A 14,168-nucleotide genomic window follows, 5' to 3' on the forward strand; every position below is an offset into this window, starting at 1 on the left:
AGAAGCGCAGCAAAGAGCAAGGCTGGATATTCGCAAAAAATGATAACTCCAGCTCCTTCCGTCGGGCATTAGCGACTCCCCATCCGCGCAAACCCTGCTAGATTTCCTGTGAACGCCGTTCACGAAACGGGGGGACATCATTGGGGGACGTTTCATGCGTTGGGTTATTCGCGGTATTGCGGCCATTCTCGGCCTTGGCATTCTGGTTGTGGCTGTGGGCCTCGGTTACGGCTATTGGCGCTTTTCCTCCTCCCTGCCGCGCACCGAAGGCACGGTCGAGGTCGCCGGGATTTCCGGTGAAGTGCAGATTGTCCGCGATGAATACGGCGTCCCGCATATTTTCGGCGGGACCGGCGAGGATATCTACTTCGCCATCGGCTATGCCCACGCGCAGGATCGCTTCTTCCAGATGGACATGATGCGCCGCTATGTGCATGGCGAGCTTTCGGCCCTGCTCGGCCATCTCAATCCGGCCACCGTCACCGCAGACGCCCGTAGCCGCAATCGTGGCTATCATCTGGTGGCCAATGCCGCCGCTGAAAATCTCTCGCCGGAATTCCGCGGCGCGGCTGAGGCCTATGTGGCCGGCGTCAATGCCCGCCTCGCCGAAGGCCATTACCCGCCGGAATACCTGATCCTGCAAGCCACGCCGGAACCTTGGGAATTGCACGATTCCATGGCCGTTGTGGTCTACATGGCGGACAGTCTGGCCGCCGGAGAAGGCGAGGAAGTCGCCCGCCGCGAACTGGCTGAAATTCTTGATCCGGTTCAGCTGTCCGAATTCCTGCCGGCATATCCCGACTGGGCCCCCAACATGCTGCAGGCCGAGGATTTTGCGCCCGCGCCAGCACCGGTTGAGCCCACGACCGAAGCCCAGCCCGACTTTGATGATGGCTCCAACGCCTGGGTCCTGTCCGGCGAGCATACCGCCACCGGCGAGCCCCTCCTGGCCAATGACCCGCATCTGGCGCTCGGCGCACCGGCCATCTGGTATTTCGCCCGCCTCAACCTGCCGCAAGGCGCCGTTGTCGGCGCGACCATTGCCGGATCTCCGCTGGTTGTGCTGGGCCGCAACCAGGTCTCGGCCTGGGGTTTCACCAATACCGGCTTCGATGTCATCGACATGGTGCCACACGCGCCGGGAAGTCTGTCCACGACCGAGCGCGTCGAGGTGATCGAGGTCCGCGGCGGTGCCGATATTGCCATCACGATGCGCGATGCGGAAAACGGCCCCGTCCTCGACCCGGAATATTTCATTCTTGATGTCTTCGGGAACCAGGATGTGGTGCTGGTCTCGACCGCGTTGGATCGCTCCAACCAGGTCGCGAGCGTGTCATACAATCTGATGCTGTCGCAATCCTTTGACGAATTCGTCGCAGCCGGTGAGGGCTTCACGGCGCCCATGCAGAACATGCATTACGCTCATGTCGACGGAACAATCGGTTATACGACGCCCGGCCTGCTGCCCATCCGCGATGAGGACGGGAACTGGACCGGCTATGTCCCCTATGAGGACCTGCCGCGCGTTGAAAACCCCGTCTCCGGCCGGATCGCCTCCGGCAATAACCGCATTGTTCCGGACAATTATGGATACGATACGCCGGGCAGCTATGCGGCCTACCGGGCCATGCGCATCGAGGAACGCCTTGACGAGACCGATGCCCACACGCCTGACACTTTCCACGATATCCAGATGGACCAGGTCTCGGCCCAGATCCAGCGCATCCTGCCGGCCTTGACCGCCGCTTCACCGCAAACCGTTCAGGGTCAGCAGGCTCTGCAGCGCATCCAGGGCTGGAATGGCGATATGGATGCCCTTCTGGCGGAACCGCTGATCTATTCGCTCTGGTATCGCGATATACAGGAAGGCATTTATGCCGACGAACTCGGGGATGATTTCCTGCGCCACCTCTCCACGCGCCGGGTCTTCACCGAAAATGTCCTCATCGGCGATGACGGGCATTGGTGCGACAATGTCACGACGGACCCGGTTGAAACCTGCCCGGAGATACTGGGCGCGGCGCTGGATGCCGCCATGGCGCGGGGCATTGAAACCTACGGCCCGGACATTGCCAACTGGACCTGGGGCCAGGCCCACCAGGCCGTCTTCGATCACCCGGTCTTTACCGGCTCCGGCCTTCCGCTGCTCGAAGACTGGTTCACCGTGCGCCAGCCGGTGGGCGGCGACAGCTCGACGGTGAATGTCGCGGTCTATTCGGTTCGCGCCGGATCGTTCGACGTGTTCCACGGCCCGTCCCTGCGCGCGATCTACGACCTTTCCGATCTGGACGCTTCGCGCTTCATGCATGCGCCCGGACAGTCCGGCCACCCCTGGTCGGACCACTATCGCGATCTGGCGCCCTTGTGGGCCGCCGGCGAGACGTTTGAAATGCGCACGGACTGGACACCGGAGAACGCACCGGAGGGCGCGCGCACTCTCACCCTGACACCCGCAAACTAGGAGACGTGTCATGCCGATCCGGATAACCCGCCGGGGCGCACTTTTTGGCGCCACAGGTCTGGCCTTTGCGGCGGCGGCCTGTTCGTCCGGCCCGCGGCGGCCGGAACCCGAAGCCCAGACCGGTCCCTTCCGTCATGGTGTGGCATCGGGAGAGCCGGACCAGACCAGCGTGGTGCTCTGGACGGCGATCACCGATGATGCCGGTGGCGAATATGTCTTCCAGCTGGCGGCAGACGAGAGTTTCGAAACGATCATTTTCGAGGAGCGCGAAGAGCGCACCTATGTGACCAGCAACGCCATCTCGACCTTCAAGACGATTGCGACCGGGCTGGAACCCGGCACCGTCTATTTCTATCGTATGCTGTTCAATGGCATTTCCTCACCTGTTGGCCGCACCAAAACCCTTCCGGCGGGCGCGGTCGAGCGTTTCAATATGGCCGTATGCTCCTGCTCGAACTACCCGGCGGGCTATTTCAATGCCTATCGCGAACTCGCCAATACGCCCGACCTCGATCTGGTGCTGCATCTGGGCGACTATATCTATGAATACAGCGCGGACGGCTATGCCTCGGACGAGGCTGAAAACATGGGCCGGGTGGTCGATCCGCTGCACGAGCTGGTGGATTATGGCGACTATGCCCGCCGCCATGCGCTCTACAAGACCGATCCGGACCTGCAGGCCGCTCATGCGGCGGCCCCCTGGCTGATGATGTGGGATGATCACGAAGTCGCCAATGATTCCTGGACGCAGGGCGCGGAAAATCACAATGAAGGCGAAGGGGCCTATGATGCGCGCGTTTACAGCGCTATGCGCGCCTATCATGACTGGAACCCGACGCGGGAGCCGGCAGATCAGATCGGAACCGCGCGTATTGCCGAGATTGGCGATCTCGCCACCCTGGTGATGACGGAATCCCGCCTTGTGGCGCGGGATGAGCCGATGGATTTTTCCACCTTCCCGATCGCAGATGATGCCGACCCTGATGATCCCGCCAATCAGCAGGCCATCGCCGAATGGCGCGCCAATGAAATCGGACGGGACGACCGCGAAATGCTGGGCGCGGCCCAGATTGCACAGATTGCCGATGCCTTCGAAGCCGCCGCAAGCAAGCCCTGGCGCTTGCTCGGCGGCCAGGTGATCATGGGCCGGGTTGAAACCCCCAACATGATCGAGGCCCTGCCCGGCTGGCTGAAATTCATTGTCGCACAGACCGATGATCTGGCCTGGGGCTATATCACCCGGTCGCAATTCGACATTCCCTTCAATCTGGATGCGTGGGACGGCTATGTCGCCGAGCGCGAGCGTCTGTACAACGCGGTGCGGGCCAGTGGCGGCGACATGATCGCCTTCGCCGGTGACAGCCACAATTTCTGGACCAACCGGCTGACTGATGATGCGGGCCGTCAGATCGGCTTTGAATTCGGAACCAGTTCGATCACCTCGCCTTCGCCCTTCGAGCGGGTCCCGGCGCCGGGCGTGTCCTTCTCCCGGCTCATAGAAGAGAAGAATCCCGACGTGATCCGCCACAATGATCGCGCCAAGGGCTTCATCCGGGTCACCGTGACGCCGGAAGCCGTCGAGGCCGACTTCGTCACCGTTTCCACCATCCGGCGCCGCGGATACACGCCCGGCTCTGACAGCCGCTGGCGCGTGACACGCGGACCTGGCGGCCTGGAACTCGGCGTCATCTAAGGGGTCAAATCCGGAATCAATTCAACCATCTGAATCGATTCAGTTTTCCGGATTCGGAATGAGATTCCGATTCCGCTTTACCTGTGTTTTAAAAGCTGTAACTGGCCGCCCTCAAATGGTCATGATAGGCAGGCATCACGCTTTTTCATGTCAGGCGGACGGGAAGGATTTCGGGCATGCCCTCACGTTTTGAAGCAACAGACAGTGAGCCTGTCCACTCGGTGAAGTTTACCGGGCCGGGACGGTATCTCTTCTGGATGACCGTTTTTCTGGCAGCGGTCGGTGTCATCGCCGTCCTGCTGATCGGCCCCCTCGAAGACGCCTTCATGGCCAATATGGCCATTAATGGCCTGATCATCGCTGTCCTGCTGATCGGTATCCTTTACACTTATCTGCAGGCGCTCGCGATCGCCCCCGCGGCGCGCTGGCTGGTGCGATTCCGGACATCGGATGATCCCGGCACCCTTCCCAACCCGCCCAGCATGATCGCGCCCATGGCCTCCATGATGGGCGATGCCGGCGCGCGCGCGCGCATTTCGACGAACTCGGTGCGCACGGTTCTCGACTCCGTCGGGGCGCGCATGGCCGAATCCGGCGCATTCACACGCTATTTCGGACGGCTGCTGATCTTTCTCGGCCTGCTGGGCACGTTCTGGGGTCTGCTGGCGGTTGTCTCCGAAGTGGGCGAAGCCGTCCGCGCTGTCACCGCCTCGTCCACAGGGGGAGAGGCCGACGTTCTGCGCCTGATGGCGGCGATTGAAAACCCGATACAAGGCATGGGCACAGCCTTCGCCTCCTCGCTTTTCGGCCTCGCCGGGTCCCTGATCATCGGCTTTCTCGATTTGCAGGCCAGCCGCGCCCATAACCGCTTCTTCAACGAGATCGAGGAATGGCTGTCATCCATCTCGCGCGTGGCCGCAGCCGGCCCCGCGACGACGACGGATGGCGAGATGTCACCTGCCTATGTCGGCGCCTTGCTGGAACAGACCGCCGAGACTCTCGACCGGCTGTCGCATACGCTGGAAAAACACACGCGCGATCTGGATGCGACATTGCGCCGGGTCGCCGAGGAGAATGCCTCCGGCCAGCAGGAAGCGGCCCGGGCCTTGCGCGACGAGATTCGCGTTCTGGTCCGCGCGATCGAAGCCCAGAACCGGTCACGGGGCGGCTAGAAGATGAGTTTCGCGCCGCGCCTTTCCCGGTTCACGGAGAATGATTCCGGCGATTACTGGCCAGGATTCGTTGACGCTCTGGCCACGCTGCTGTTGGTCATCGTTTTCCTGTTGTCGATTTTTGTGGCTGGCCAGTTTGCTCTCAGCCGCGCCCTCACCGGCCGCGACGAACAACTCGCCTCGCTGAACGAGCAGCTGGCATCCCTGACCGACGAGCTGGCCCTGGCGGAAGGTGAAAACACGCGCCTGGAGCAGGAAATGACAACCCTTCGCGCCACGCTCTCCGATGTCCGGGCCGAGCGCGATGAATTGTCCGATCAGCTGGTTGTCGTCCTCGGTCAGATCGAGGATGTCCAGTCCCGGCTGATCCTCGAGGAAGAGATTACCGCCAGCCAGATGGATCAGCTCACCGCGCTGAACCTCCAGATGCAGGCCTTGCGCGACCAGCTGTCCGAGCTGAACGGCCTCCTGGAAGCTGCCGAAGCCCGCGAAGCCGATCTGGAAAGCCAGATCTTCAATCTCGGCGAACGCCTGAATGCCGCACTGGCCAGCCGTGCGGCGGAACTGGCCCGCTACCGCTCGGACTTCTTCGGGCGGCTGCAGGAAATCCTCGGCAACCGGTCCGGTGTCAGCATTGTGGGAGACCGCTTTGTCTTCGAGACCGATGTCCTTTTCGCCTCCGGGTCTGCGGCGCTGTCGAATGATGGCCGCGAAAGCCTGCGCCCGATCGCCGATGCGATCATCCAGCTCACCGATGAAATCCCGGATGATATCGAATGGATTATCCGGATCGACGGCCATACCGACCCGCGGCCGATCCGCACCACCTATCCCTCCAACTGGCACCTCTCGGCCGCCCGGGCGATCTCCGTCGTCAACTGGTTCGAGGATCTGGGCGTGCCGCCGGAACACCTCGTCGCCGCAGGCTTTGGCGAGCACCAGCCGATTGCCGAAGGCACATCCGAAGCCGCCTATGCCCGCAACCGCCGCATTGAACTGAAACTGACCAGCCGCTAGCGGCAAACCCGCTTGCCCTTTGAGACACCCTCCGCTATAAGCCGCCGCTCATTTGGCGGAGTGATCCGCAAGACAGCCTGACGTGCCGGAGCACCATGATGCAAAAAGACATTCATCCCGATTATCACATGATCAATGTGACCATGACCAACGGCACGACCTTCCAGACCCGTTCGACCTGGGGCAAGGAAGGCGACACGCTGAACCTGGATATCGACCCGACCACGCACCCGGCCTGGACCGGTGGCGACCAGAAGCTGATGGACCGCGGTGGCCGCGTGTCGCGCTTCAAGGACAAGTTCAAGGGTTTCGCCTGATCCTTTTCAAGGATATCGGAATCGAAAAGGCGTGGAACCCCGGTCCCGCGCCTTTTTCATGTCCGCAAACGGCGTCTAGCTGAAAGCGTTTTTCAGACGGTTCAACTGGTCTTCAACCGGGCTGCTGCCATTGGGCGCCCCGGTCTCCAGGAACAGGGAATCGTCAATCCGCTTGAGGCGCGCATAAAGCTGACGCGACCGGGCTGCGAGGTCGGCCAGCACGCCGGGAACGGGATCGCCATCGGCGGGCCACAAATCCTCGACATCATCATCATCCGGCAAGCGGTACTGGCCGGTCACCAGCTGATCCGCCGGCAGATCGCCCTCGGCCACCTGCCGCTGCGCGAGCAGCCATGAGGCCGCCTGCATCAGACGGGTGGTCAGCTTCATGCTTTCGGCGGCATAGGCCAGGGCTCCGGCGCGCCCGAGCGCCTTGGCATCCTCCCGCCCCGGACCGTCGAGATAGGATGCGGTCTCTTCCACCATGTCCATGCCATCGCGGAACAGGCGCGCAAAATGTTCGCTGCCGGCAAATTCCGCCACGCGCTCTGCCGGATTGCCCGACTGAAAACCGGTATCACTTACCACGTCACTCATACCTGCCTGATTCGATCCACATGCCGGAGAGTCTGCAATTGGCGGGCCATATTCATCAACCCTGCCGGAAGATCGACTCGGCGGCCGCGCGTCCGGATTGCTTGGACGCAATCATCTCGTCAATGCGGATGATTTCGCCTTCGATAGCGGCCCGCCTTTCCTGAAGGTCTGCAATCGAAAACTCCGAAAGGTCCTCGCCCGGAACAATGACGTTCGACCTCTTTTTCAGGGGTGCATCTTCGTCAAACATGTCAGCCTCCCTCTCTTGCGGTCTGCCACACTAGCGCTCACCATTGAGCTTGTCGCCCCTCTGAATGAAAGCCGGATCATGCCCGTCCCGACAACACACCGGATTGCCATCGTCCCACACCCCGGCGGGCCCGAAGCGATCGAGATTGTCGCACGCCCGCTGCCGGAGCTGTTACCGGACGAGATCCTGATCCGGACCGCCGCATGCGGTGTGAACAGGCCGGACACGTTCGAACGGATGGGATTTTACCCGCCCCCGCCCGGAGCGCCGGACGGCCTGGGGCTGGAAGCCGCCGGCATTGTCGAGGCAGCCGGATCGTCCGTTGACCGTTTCAAGCCCGGAGATCCGGTCTGTGCGCTGGTCACCGGAGGCGGCTATTCCGATTATGTGATCGCCAAGGTCGGCAGCACCCTGCCCGCACCGGACGGAATGGATCTGGCCGCGGCCGCCGGCTTGCCGGAAACCGTGTTCACCGTCTGGGCCAATGTGTTCGAGGCCGGGCAGTTGAAAGCCGGCGAGATACTGCTCGTGCATGGCGGGGCGGGCGGCATCGGCACGACCGCCATCCAGATGGGCAGGGCGGCGGGGGCACGCGTCTTTGCGACAGCCAGCTCGGCGGACAAATGCGCGATCTGCGAGCGGCTGGGCGCGGAAAGGGCCATCAATTATCGCGAGGAAGACTTTGCAGCAATCCTCCGCGACGCCGGCGGGGCCGATGTCATCCTGGATATGGTTGGCGGTCCGTACCTGCAGAAGAATATCGATTGCGCGGCATTCCGGGGGCGCATCATCCAGATCGCATTCCTGCAGGGCTCGCGCATTGAAGCCGATTTCATGCGTCTGATGCTGAAACAGCTCACCCTGACGGGCTCCACCTTGCGCGCCCGCCCGGATGCGGAGAAGGCCGCGCTCGCCAGCGCCATAGAGAGCAACGTCTGGCCCTGGATTTCCAGGGGTCAAATCAGTCCTGAAATCTTCCGCACCTTCCCGCTCTCGGATGCGGCCGAGGCACACCGGTTGATGGAGTCCGGCGGGCATTACGGCAAAATCCTGCTGACGCCCTGAAGCTGATCCCTTTTCAGCGTCCTCGTCGCGCGCTATAAGACGCGCAAATCGCTGGATCGCCTTAGACTTGAGCCAGCGTCGGAAAGCCATCCAACCCGGCATCCGTGCCGGGTTTTTCTATGGCTGGAACACATTGCGTCTGGAGACGAAGAAATGACCGAAATTCTGATGCCGAAAGCCACGGCTGTCTGGCTCGTCGACAATACCGCGCTGACCTTCGAGCAGATTGCCGATTTCTGTGGCCTGCACCGCCTGGAAGTCAAAGGCATTGCCGATGGCGATGTCGCCGTGGGTGTGCGTGGCTCCGACCCCGTCTCCAACGGCCAGCTGACCCGCGAGGAAATCGCCAAGGCCGAAGCCGATGCGGATTACCGGATGACGGCGGTGAAACACCGCTATGATGATCTGCATCAGCCGCGCAAGAAACGCGGCCCGCGCTATACGCCGCTGTCGCGCCGTCAGTCGCGCCCGGATGCCATTGCTTGGCTGGTGCGCAATCACCCGGAGCTGACGGATGCCCAGATTTCCAAACTGATCGGCACGACGAAGACCACGATTGAAGCCGTTCGCGAGCGCACACACTGGAATTCGTCCAATATCAAACCGACCGATCCGGTCACGCTGGGCCTGACAACCCAGATCGATCTGGACGAACAGGTCCGCAAGGCATCTTCACGCCGCGAAAAGCTGGAAGAAGAGCGGAAGGCGTCCGGTCAGGATCCGATTGCCGGACCGGCTGATGCTGAACCCGAAGAGCATGAAACCGCCACCAGCATGGACGAGGTCAATCTCGAAACCCTGTTCGGCGGCGGCAAGAAGTCTCAGTCGGATGATGACGACAAATAGTTGAGGGCCAGGCGGCCACCATCGGCGTAAATGCATTCGCCGGTGATGTAGCTGGCATCCTTCGATGCGAGGAATGCGACGACCCCGGCGATCTCGTCGGGGTCGCCTATTTTCCCGACCGGCGTGCGCGACAGGATTTTGGTCATCGCTTTGCGGTCATCCATGACCGCTTTCAGAACATCGGTATTGATACTGCCCGGGCCGACCGCATTCACGCGCACACCGCGCGCAGCAAGTGCCAGCGCCATGGATTTCGTCATCTGGTTGATCGCCCCCTTGGTGGCGCAATAGGCCAGCTGATCCGGGATTGCGACGACCGCATTGACCGAAGACATGTTGATAATGGCATAGCGTTTCCGGCAATCATCCGGACGTTCATCATCCTGCTCGATCTGTTCGGCCATCTGCCTGGCCGCCGCACGGGCCACCAGAAAGGCCCCGCGCAGATTGACCGACATCACCTTGTCGAAATCGTCCGTTTCCAGCGTCAGCACATCGCCCTTGGCGATGATTCCGGCATTATTGACCAGCACATCCAGACGGCCGAAAGCGGAGCGTGTTTCCGCCATCAGATTGGCAACCGACAATTTGTCCGAAACATCGCAGTCCACAAACAGCGCGCGGTCCTTGTCCGCACCCAGCTCATCCGCCAGCGCCTTGCCCGCATCCCGGTCGCGGTCGGCGATGACGACTTTCAGACCGTCTTCGGCGAAACGCCGCGCGCAGGCACGGCCAATTCCGTTGGCTCCGCCGGTAACGATAACAACGCGGTCTGACTGGGCCATTTCCGGATCCGTTCTATTCGTCGCCGGCGCGGGTGCGCCGGTAATCGGACTCTATCGTCTCTGAATCAGGCGCCAGCTCATAGGCCCTTGCATACAGCTCGCGCGCTTCATCCATCCGTCCGACGCCCTCGAGCGCCGCCGCCCGCGAGTGGACAATAGCGCCATTGTCAGGCTCGGCCTCGACGGCCTGATCGCACAGGGGCAGGGCCGTGGCAAACTGTTCATCGACGATCAGGGACCAGCACAGCGCATTCAGCGTGAAGCCGCTCTCCGGCTCGAGCTCGACGGCACGGCGCGCATGGTCAATCGCCTGGGCTCTCATTCCGAGCTCCAGAAAAGAGGCCGACAGATTGATCCATCCACCCGGCCATTCCGGTTCCAGTCGTGTGACGGTTTCAAACGCGACCACCGCCTCGGCTTCGCGGCCCGAGGCTGAATAGGCGCGGCCAAGATTGAGATGGGTCATGATATCGTCCGGCAGATCGGCAACGGCCGCTTCAAGATCGCTCAACGCTCCGTCAATATCTTCTGTCGCCAGACGCGCAATGCCCCGATTGCGCCGGACATAGGAATTGTCGAATTCCACGCCCTGTGTTTCAGCGATGGCATAGGCGATGTTGAACGCCTGAAGCGCCTCCTCAAACCGCTGTTCATACAGATAGGCCCCGCCGAGACGGGTATGAATGATGGCATCTTCACCGGGTTCCAGAGCGGCGGTCTCGAGACAGGCCTCGAACTGGACAATCGCTTCAGCGGCATCGCCAGCGGTCAGTGAATCCTCGCCCGCCTGGCAAGGATCATTCGCGGCGGCCTCATTTGAGGTTTTCTGGGCGCATGCCGGTGCGGTGGCGGCAAGAGCAAAGACAAGAAAAGCTCGAAACATGCGTCGGCTCCAAATACATTCCGGTTTGATCATGCAATTAGGGCGGCCTTTCGCAAGGCCGCCCTACCGTGAATTTGATCAAATAGACGTTAGTGACTTCGTCGCAAGAGCTCTATCTGTTCCTTAAGTCTGAGCTTTTCCCGCTTGAGTGAGGCAATCTGAAGCGTGTCGGAGCCGGGGCGCTTGCTTTCGTGTTCGATCTTGGTGTCCAGTTGATTGTGACGAGCGTCCAGTTCACGGATGTGCGCTTCAATCGTCATAAGTCGCCTCCTTGCGTTAAATACGACGGAATAATGAATTGAAACACCGTCTGGCCTATGTGTCACTTCACAATTCGTATCGGAGCAAAAAATGTCTGAACGCGGACGGATAATCGTCGGAATTTCCGGGGCTTCAGGCGTGATCTACGGCATTCGCGCTCTGCAGGCGCTGCGCGAGCTGGATGTTGAAACACACCTGATCGCGTCGAAAGCTGCCGAGATGACAATGGGTTATGAAACCGACTATACGCCAGCTTCGCTCAGGGCGCTGGCCGATTACGTCTACAAGCCCTCCGATATCGGCGCATCCATCGCCTCCGGATCTTTCCGCAATAGGGGCATGCTGGTCGCCCCCTGCTCGGTCCGGTCCATGTCGGAAATCGCCACCGGCGTGACGTCCGGCCTGATCGCCCGGGCCGCCGATGTGACATTGAAGGAGCGCCGCCGGCTGGTCCTTATGGTCCGCGAAACGCCGTTTCATCTGGGCCATTTGCGCACGATGACCGCGCTGACCGAGATGGGGGCCGTCATTCATCCGCCCCTGCCGGCTTTCTACACCAATCCCGCGACAATTGACGATCTGGTCAACCAGTCCGTGGGCCGGGCGCTGGACATGTTCGGCCTCGACTGGACGCCGACACGGAGATGGGGCGAGGATCTGGAAGGCGGCAAGCGCCCGTCTGCCGCGCGATGAGCCATGCCTTCTGGGACTGGTCGCTCGAGTGCTATGACCGGCCGGCTGTGGCCTCTGCCTGCCTCCACCTGCAGGATCAGCACGGGCTGAACATCAATATCTGCCTGTGGTGCTGCTGGCTGGCCGAGGAAGGCCGCACGGCCGGACCGGCCATTGCACAGGCCATCAACGCGCTGAAACCCTGGAACGGCGAAATCACCGCCGCCATCCGCGACATCCGCCGCAAGCTGAAGGACCAGCCGCGGGCCGGGGCGCTATACAGATCGGTTCTGGCCTGTGAGCTCGATGCCGAACAGGTCGAGCAGGACATATTGTTCGAACTCGCGGCGGATCTTCCGGCAAGTCCATGGAATAAGGAAGAAACGGCGGCGCGGGCGCTGGACGGATATGCCCGGACACGGGGCGTTCAGCCCGATTTTACCCCGCTATTGAAAGCCGTTTTCTCTACCGTCAAAAAAGTGTAAGACACGCTTTCGCTGCGCGTGGCGGGCGAATCCAGAGCAACAATAAAGAAATAAAAACAGCGATGAGCGAAGAAGAATTCCTCGAGCAATCCACCATAAGGGCGAAGATTGACGAGCTGAAATTCCGGCACCGGTCGCTGGATTCCGAAGTTCTGGCGCTGCAGGAAACCGGCGTCACCGACCAGCTGAAACTGGCACGCCTGAAGAAGGAAAAGCTTCAGCTCAAGGACCGGATCGCCGAGCTCGAAGACCGCCTCACACCCGACATTATCGCTTAGATCTAGCCGGTCGCGGCGGACTTCAATTCCTGCTTGCGCGCATACATGGCGGCATCGGCCTGGGCCATCGCGGCATCGACATTGAGGCCGGGCTGCAGCGGGTGAACGCCCCAGGCGGCATTGATATAGAGCTCACGGCCATCATGAATGAACGGGTTGCTCTCGATTTCGTCCGCCAGGCCACGCGCCTTGTGTTCGGCCTGGCTGACGGTGGTGAGCGTCAGAACGACGCCAAACTCGTCACCGCCCAGCCGTCCGACAGAATCGGTTTCACGCAGATTGGCGGTCAGGGTTGCCGCCACATGATGCAGGGCAGCGTCACCGGCCGCATGGCCGAAACTGTCATTGATGTCCTTGAAACCGTTCAGGTCAAAATAGACCAGAGCCGAAGGCGCTTCGTGGCGCTCGGCCAGGGCCAGGGCGCGGGAGACTTCGCGCACAAAAGCCCGGCGGTTGAGCACAGGCAGCAGCACGTCATGATCCGCCAGCGATTCCAGTTCCCGCACCCGGTTGCGCAAGCGCTCCGTATCCTTGCGGAGCTGGTCCACCTCGCCCATCAGGCCGAGCAGCGCGCGCTGTACATTCGGCGTCAGCTCGTTTTCCGGCACACCCATGATCTGCGCAGCATCGCGCGGTGCAGAGGCGGAAGACGCCGAACCTGTACTGCCGCTCGCGGACGCTTTTGAGGCATCTCCCGCCGGCTTCATCTTGTTCAGCGCATCAAAAGGACGAATTCGCATGTCGACAGCCCGGATTATCTGATCCTGTGCAAAACTTGGCGAAGGGCAGTTAAGAAAGCGTCAAGGTTAATGACCGGTTTTGCCCTTTTCCTTGACGCCGCCCGGCATCTGCGTATGTTCCCGCGCTTCCTGAAGGCCGAGGAGGCTTACCGTGAGCGCCACAGCGCCCCGCATCGCCATCATCATGGGATCCCGGTCCGACTGGCCGACCATGAAGGCGGCTGCCGACATTCTTGATACGCTGGAAGCCGATTATTCGACCCGTGTTGTCTCCGCCCATCGCACGCCGGACCGCATGGCGGAATTCGCCAGAACCGCGAAGGACAAGGGCGTTCAGGTCATTATTGCCGGCGCGGGGGGCGCAGCCCACCTTCCGGGCATGGTGGCCGCAATGACCCCGCTGCCCGTCCTCGGCGTGCCGGTGGAATCCAAGGCCCTGGACGGCATGGACAGCCTGCTTTCCATCGTCCAGATGCCGGGAGGCGTTCCGGTCGGCACGCTCGCCATCGGCAAGCCCGGCGCAAAGAATGCCGGATTGCTGGCCGCATCCATCATCGCCCTGTCGGACGATGCGCTCGCCGCCCGGCTGCAACAGTGGCGGAAAGCCCAGTCCGATTCGGTTCCAGACACGGTGGAAGACTGACCC

General features: G+C 61.6%; 17 protein-coding genes. 11 read left to right on the forward strand and 6 right to left on the reverse strand.

Annotation, left to right across the window (positions count from 1 at the left end; genetic code table 11):
- The first annotated feature begins 154 nt into the window (after positions 1-154).
- The 5 genes from DBR16_RS10655 (at position 155) to rpmE (ending at position 6,660) form a co-directional block, all read left to right on the forward strand.
- On the forward strand, positions 155-2,461 hold the full coding sequence (locus DBR16_RS10655; protein WP_109261235.1) for a penicillin acylase family protein: 2,307 nt from the start codon (positions 155-157) through the stop codon (positions 2,459-2,461).
- 10 nt (positions 2,462-2,471) lie between these two features.
- Positions 2,472-4,154, forward strand: a complete 1,683-nt coding sequence (locus DBR16_RS10660; protein ID WP_109261236.1) for an alkaline phosphatase D family protein — start codon at positions 2,472-2,474, stop codon at positions 4,152-4,154.
- Between the two features lie 176 nt (positions 4,155-4,330).
- On the forward strand, positions 4,331-5,326 hold the full coding sequence (locus DBR16_RS10665; RefSeq protein WP_109261237.1) for a hypothetical protein: 996 nt from the start codon (positions 4,331-4,333) through the stop codon (positions 5,324-5,326).
- A 3-nt stretch (positions 5,327-5,329) separates the two neighbouring features.
- Entirely contained in the window at positions 5,330-6,343 is a 1,014-nt protein-coding gene (locus DBR16_RS10670) for a peptidoglycan -binding protein (protein WP_109261238.1), read from the forward strand.
- Positions 6,344-6,441: 98 nt separating this feature from the next.
- A complete protein-coding gene (gene rpmE, locus DBR16_RS10675) occupies positions 6,442-6,660 on the forward strand; it encodes a 50S ribosomal protein L31 (protein ID WP_109261841.1) in 219 nt (72 codons plus the stop codon).
- A 75-nt stretch (positions 6,661-6,735) separates the two neighbouring features.
- On the opposite strand, the gene rcdA is transcribed toward rpmE, so the two are convergent.
- Together rcdA and DBR16_RS10685 are read right to left on the reverse strand one after the other, a co-directional pair.
- Positions 6,736-7,257, reverse strand: coding sequence for a protease adaptor protein RcdA (gene rcdA, locus DBR16_RS10680; protein ID WP_109261239.1), 522 nt, complete (start codon positions 7,255-7,257; stop codon positions 6,736-6,738).
- Between the two features lie 55 nt (positions 7,258-7,312).
- Positions 7,313-7,507 carry a DUF1192 domain-containing protein gene (locus DBR16_RS10685; protein ID WP_109261240.1) on the reverse strand — a complete coding sequence of 65 codons (195 nt, stop codon included), beginning with the start codon at positions 7,505-7,507 and terminating at the stop codon, positions 7,313-7,315.
- Positions 7,508-7,585: 78 nt separating this feature from the next.
- Here DBR16_RS10685 and DBR16_RS10690 point away from each other — a divergent pair, with 78 nt between their 5' ends.
- Both DBR16_RS10690 and DBR16_RS10695 read left to right on the forward strand, forming a co-directional pair.
- Complete coding sequence (locus tag DBR16_RS10690) at positions 7,586-8,572, forward strand: NAD(P)H-quinone oxidoreductase (protein ID WP_109261241.1); 987 nt, start codon at positions 7,586-7,588, stop codon at positions 8,570-8,572.
- A gap of 153 nt (positions 8,573-8,725) precedes the next feature.
- Positions 8,726-9,418, forward strand: a complete 693-nt coding sequence (locus tag DBR16_RS10695) for a DUF1013 domain-containing protein (RefSeq protein ID WP_109261242.1) — start codon at positions 8,726-8,728, stop codon at positions 9,416-9,418.
- Here the strand turns inward: DBR16_RS10695 and DBR16_RS10700 are convergent.
- The 3 genes from DBR16_RS10700 to DBR16_RS10710 all read right to left on the reverse strand — a co-directional run bounded on the left by DBR16_RS10700 (position 9,394) and on the right by DBR16_RS10710 (position 11,346).
- Positions 9,394-10,203, reverse strand: coding sequence for an SDR family NAD(P)-dependent oxidoreductase (locus DBR16_RS10700; RefSeq protein ID WP_109261243.1), 810 nt, complete (start codon positions 10,201-10,203; stop codon positions 9,394-9,396). The two genes, DBR16_RS10695 and DBR16_RS10700, sit on opposite strands and share 25 nt — an antisense overlap.
- A gap of 13 nt (positions 10,204-10,216) precedes the next feature.
- Positions 10,217-11,086 carry a tetratricopeptide repeat protein gene (locus DBR16_RS10705; protein WP_161539481.1) on the reverse strand — a complete coding sequence of 290 codons (870 nt, stop codon included), beginning with the start codon at positions 11,084-11,086 and terminating at the stop codon, positions 10,217-10,219.
- An 89-nt stretch (positions 11,087-11,175) separates the two neighbouring features.
- Entirely contained in the window at positions 11,176-11,346 is a 171-nt protein-coding gene (locus DBR16_RS10710; RefSeq protein WP_109261245.1) for a YdcH family protein, read from the reverse strand.
- Between the two features lie 91 nt (positions 11,347-11,437).
- Here DBR16_RS10710 and DBR16_RS10715 point away from each other — a divergent pair, with 91 nt between their 5' ends.
- The 3 genes from DBR16_RS10715 (at position 11,438) to DBR16_RS10725 (ending at position 12,782) form a co-directional block, all read left to right on the forward strand.
- A complete protein-coding gene (locus DBR16_RS10715; protein ID WP_109261246.1) occupies positions 11,438-12,040 on the forward strand; it encodes a UbiX family flavin prenyltransferase in 603 nt (200 codons plus the stop codon).
- A complete protein-coding gene (locus DBR16_RS10720) occupies positions 12,037-12,504 on the forward strand; it encodes a TIGR02444 family protein (RefSeq protein ID WP_161539482.1) in 468 nt (155 codons plus the stop codon). Before DBR16_RS10715 ends, DBR16_RS10720 begins: the two co-directional genes overlap by 4 nt.
- 62 nt (positions 12,505-12,566) lie before the next feature.
- On the forward strand, positions 12,567-12,782 hold the full coding sequence (locus DBR16_RS10725) for a YdcH family protein (protein WP_109261248.1): 216 nt from the start codon (positions 12,567-12,569) through the stop codon (positions 12,780-12,782).
- A 2-nt stretch (positions 12,783-12,784) separates the two neighbouring features.
- Here the strand turns inward: DBR16_RS10725 and DBR16_RS10730 are convergent, their stop codons facing one another.
- A complete protein-coding gene (locus tag DBR16_RS10730) occupies positions 12,785-13,522 on the reverse strand; it encodes a GGDEF domain-containing protein (protein ID WP_233347753.1) in 738 nt (245 codons plus the stop codon).
- Between the two features lie 184 nt (positions 13,523-13,706).
- Between DBR16_RS10730 and purE the strand changes: the two genes are divergently transcribed.
- The gene (gene purE, locus DBR16_RS10735) at positions 13,707-14,165 is read left to right on the forward strand and encodes a 5-(carboxyamino)imidazole ribonucleotide mutase (protein WP_233347855.1); all 459 of its coding nucleotides are present in this window, start codon (positions 13,707-13,709) and stop codon (positions 14,163-14,165) included.
- The last annotated feature ends 3 nt before the right edge of the window (positions 14,166-14,168 follow it).

The sequence above is a fragment of the Hyphobacterium indicum genome (assembly GCF_003129605.1).
In the GTDB taxonomy this organism is placed as follows: Bacteria; Pseudomonadota; Alphaproteobacteria; order Caulobacterales; family Maricaulaceae; genus Hyphobacterium; species Hyphobacterium indicum.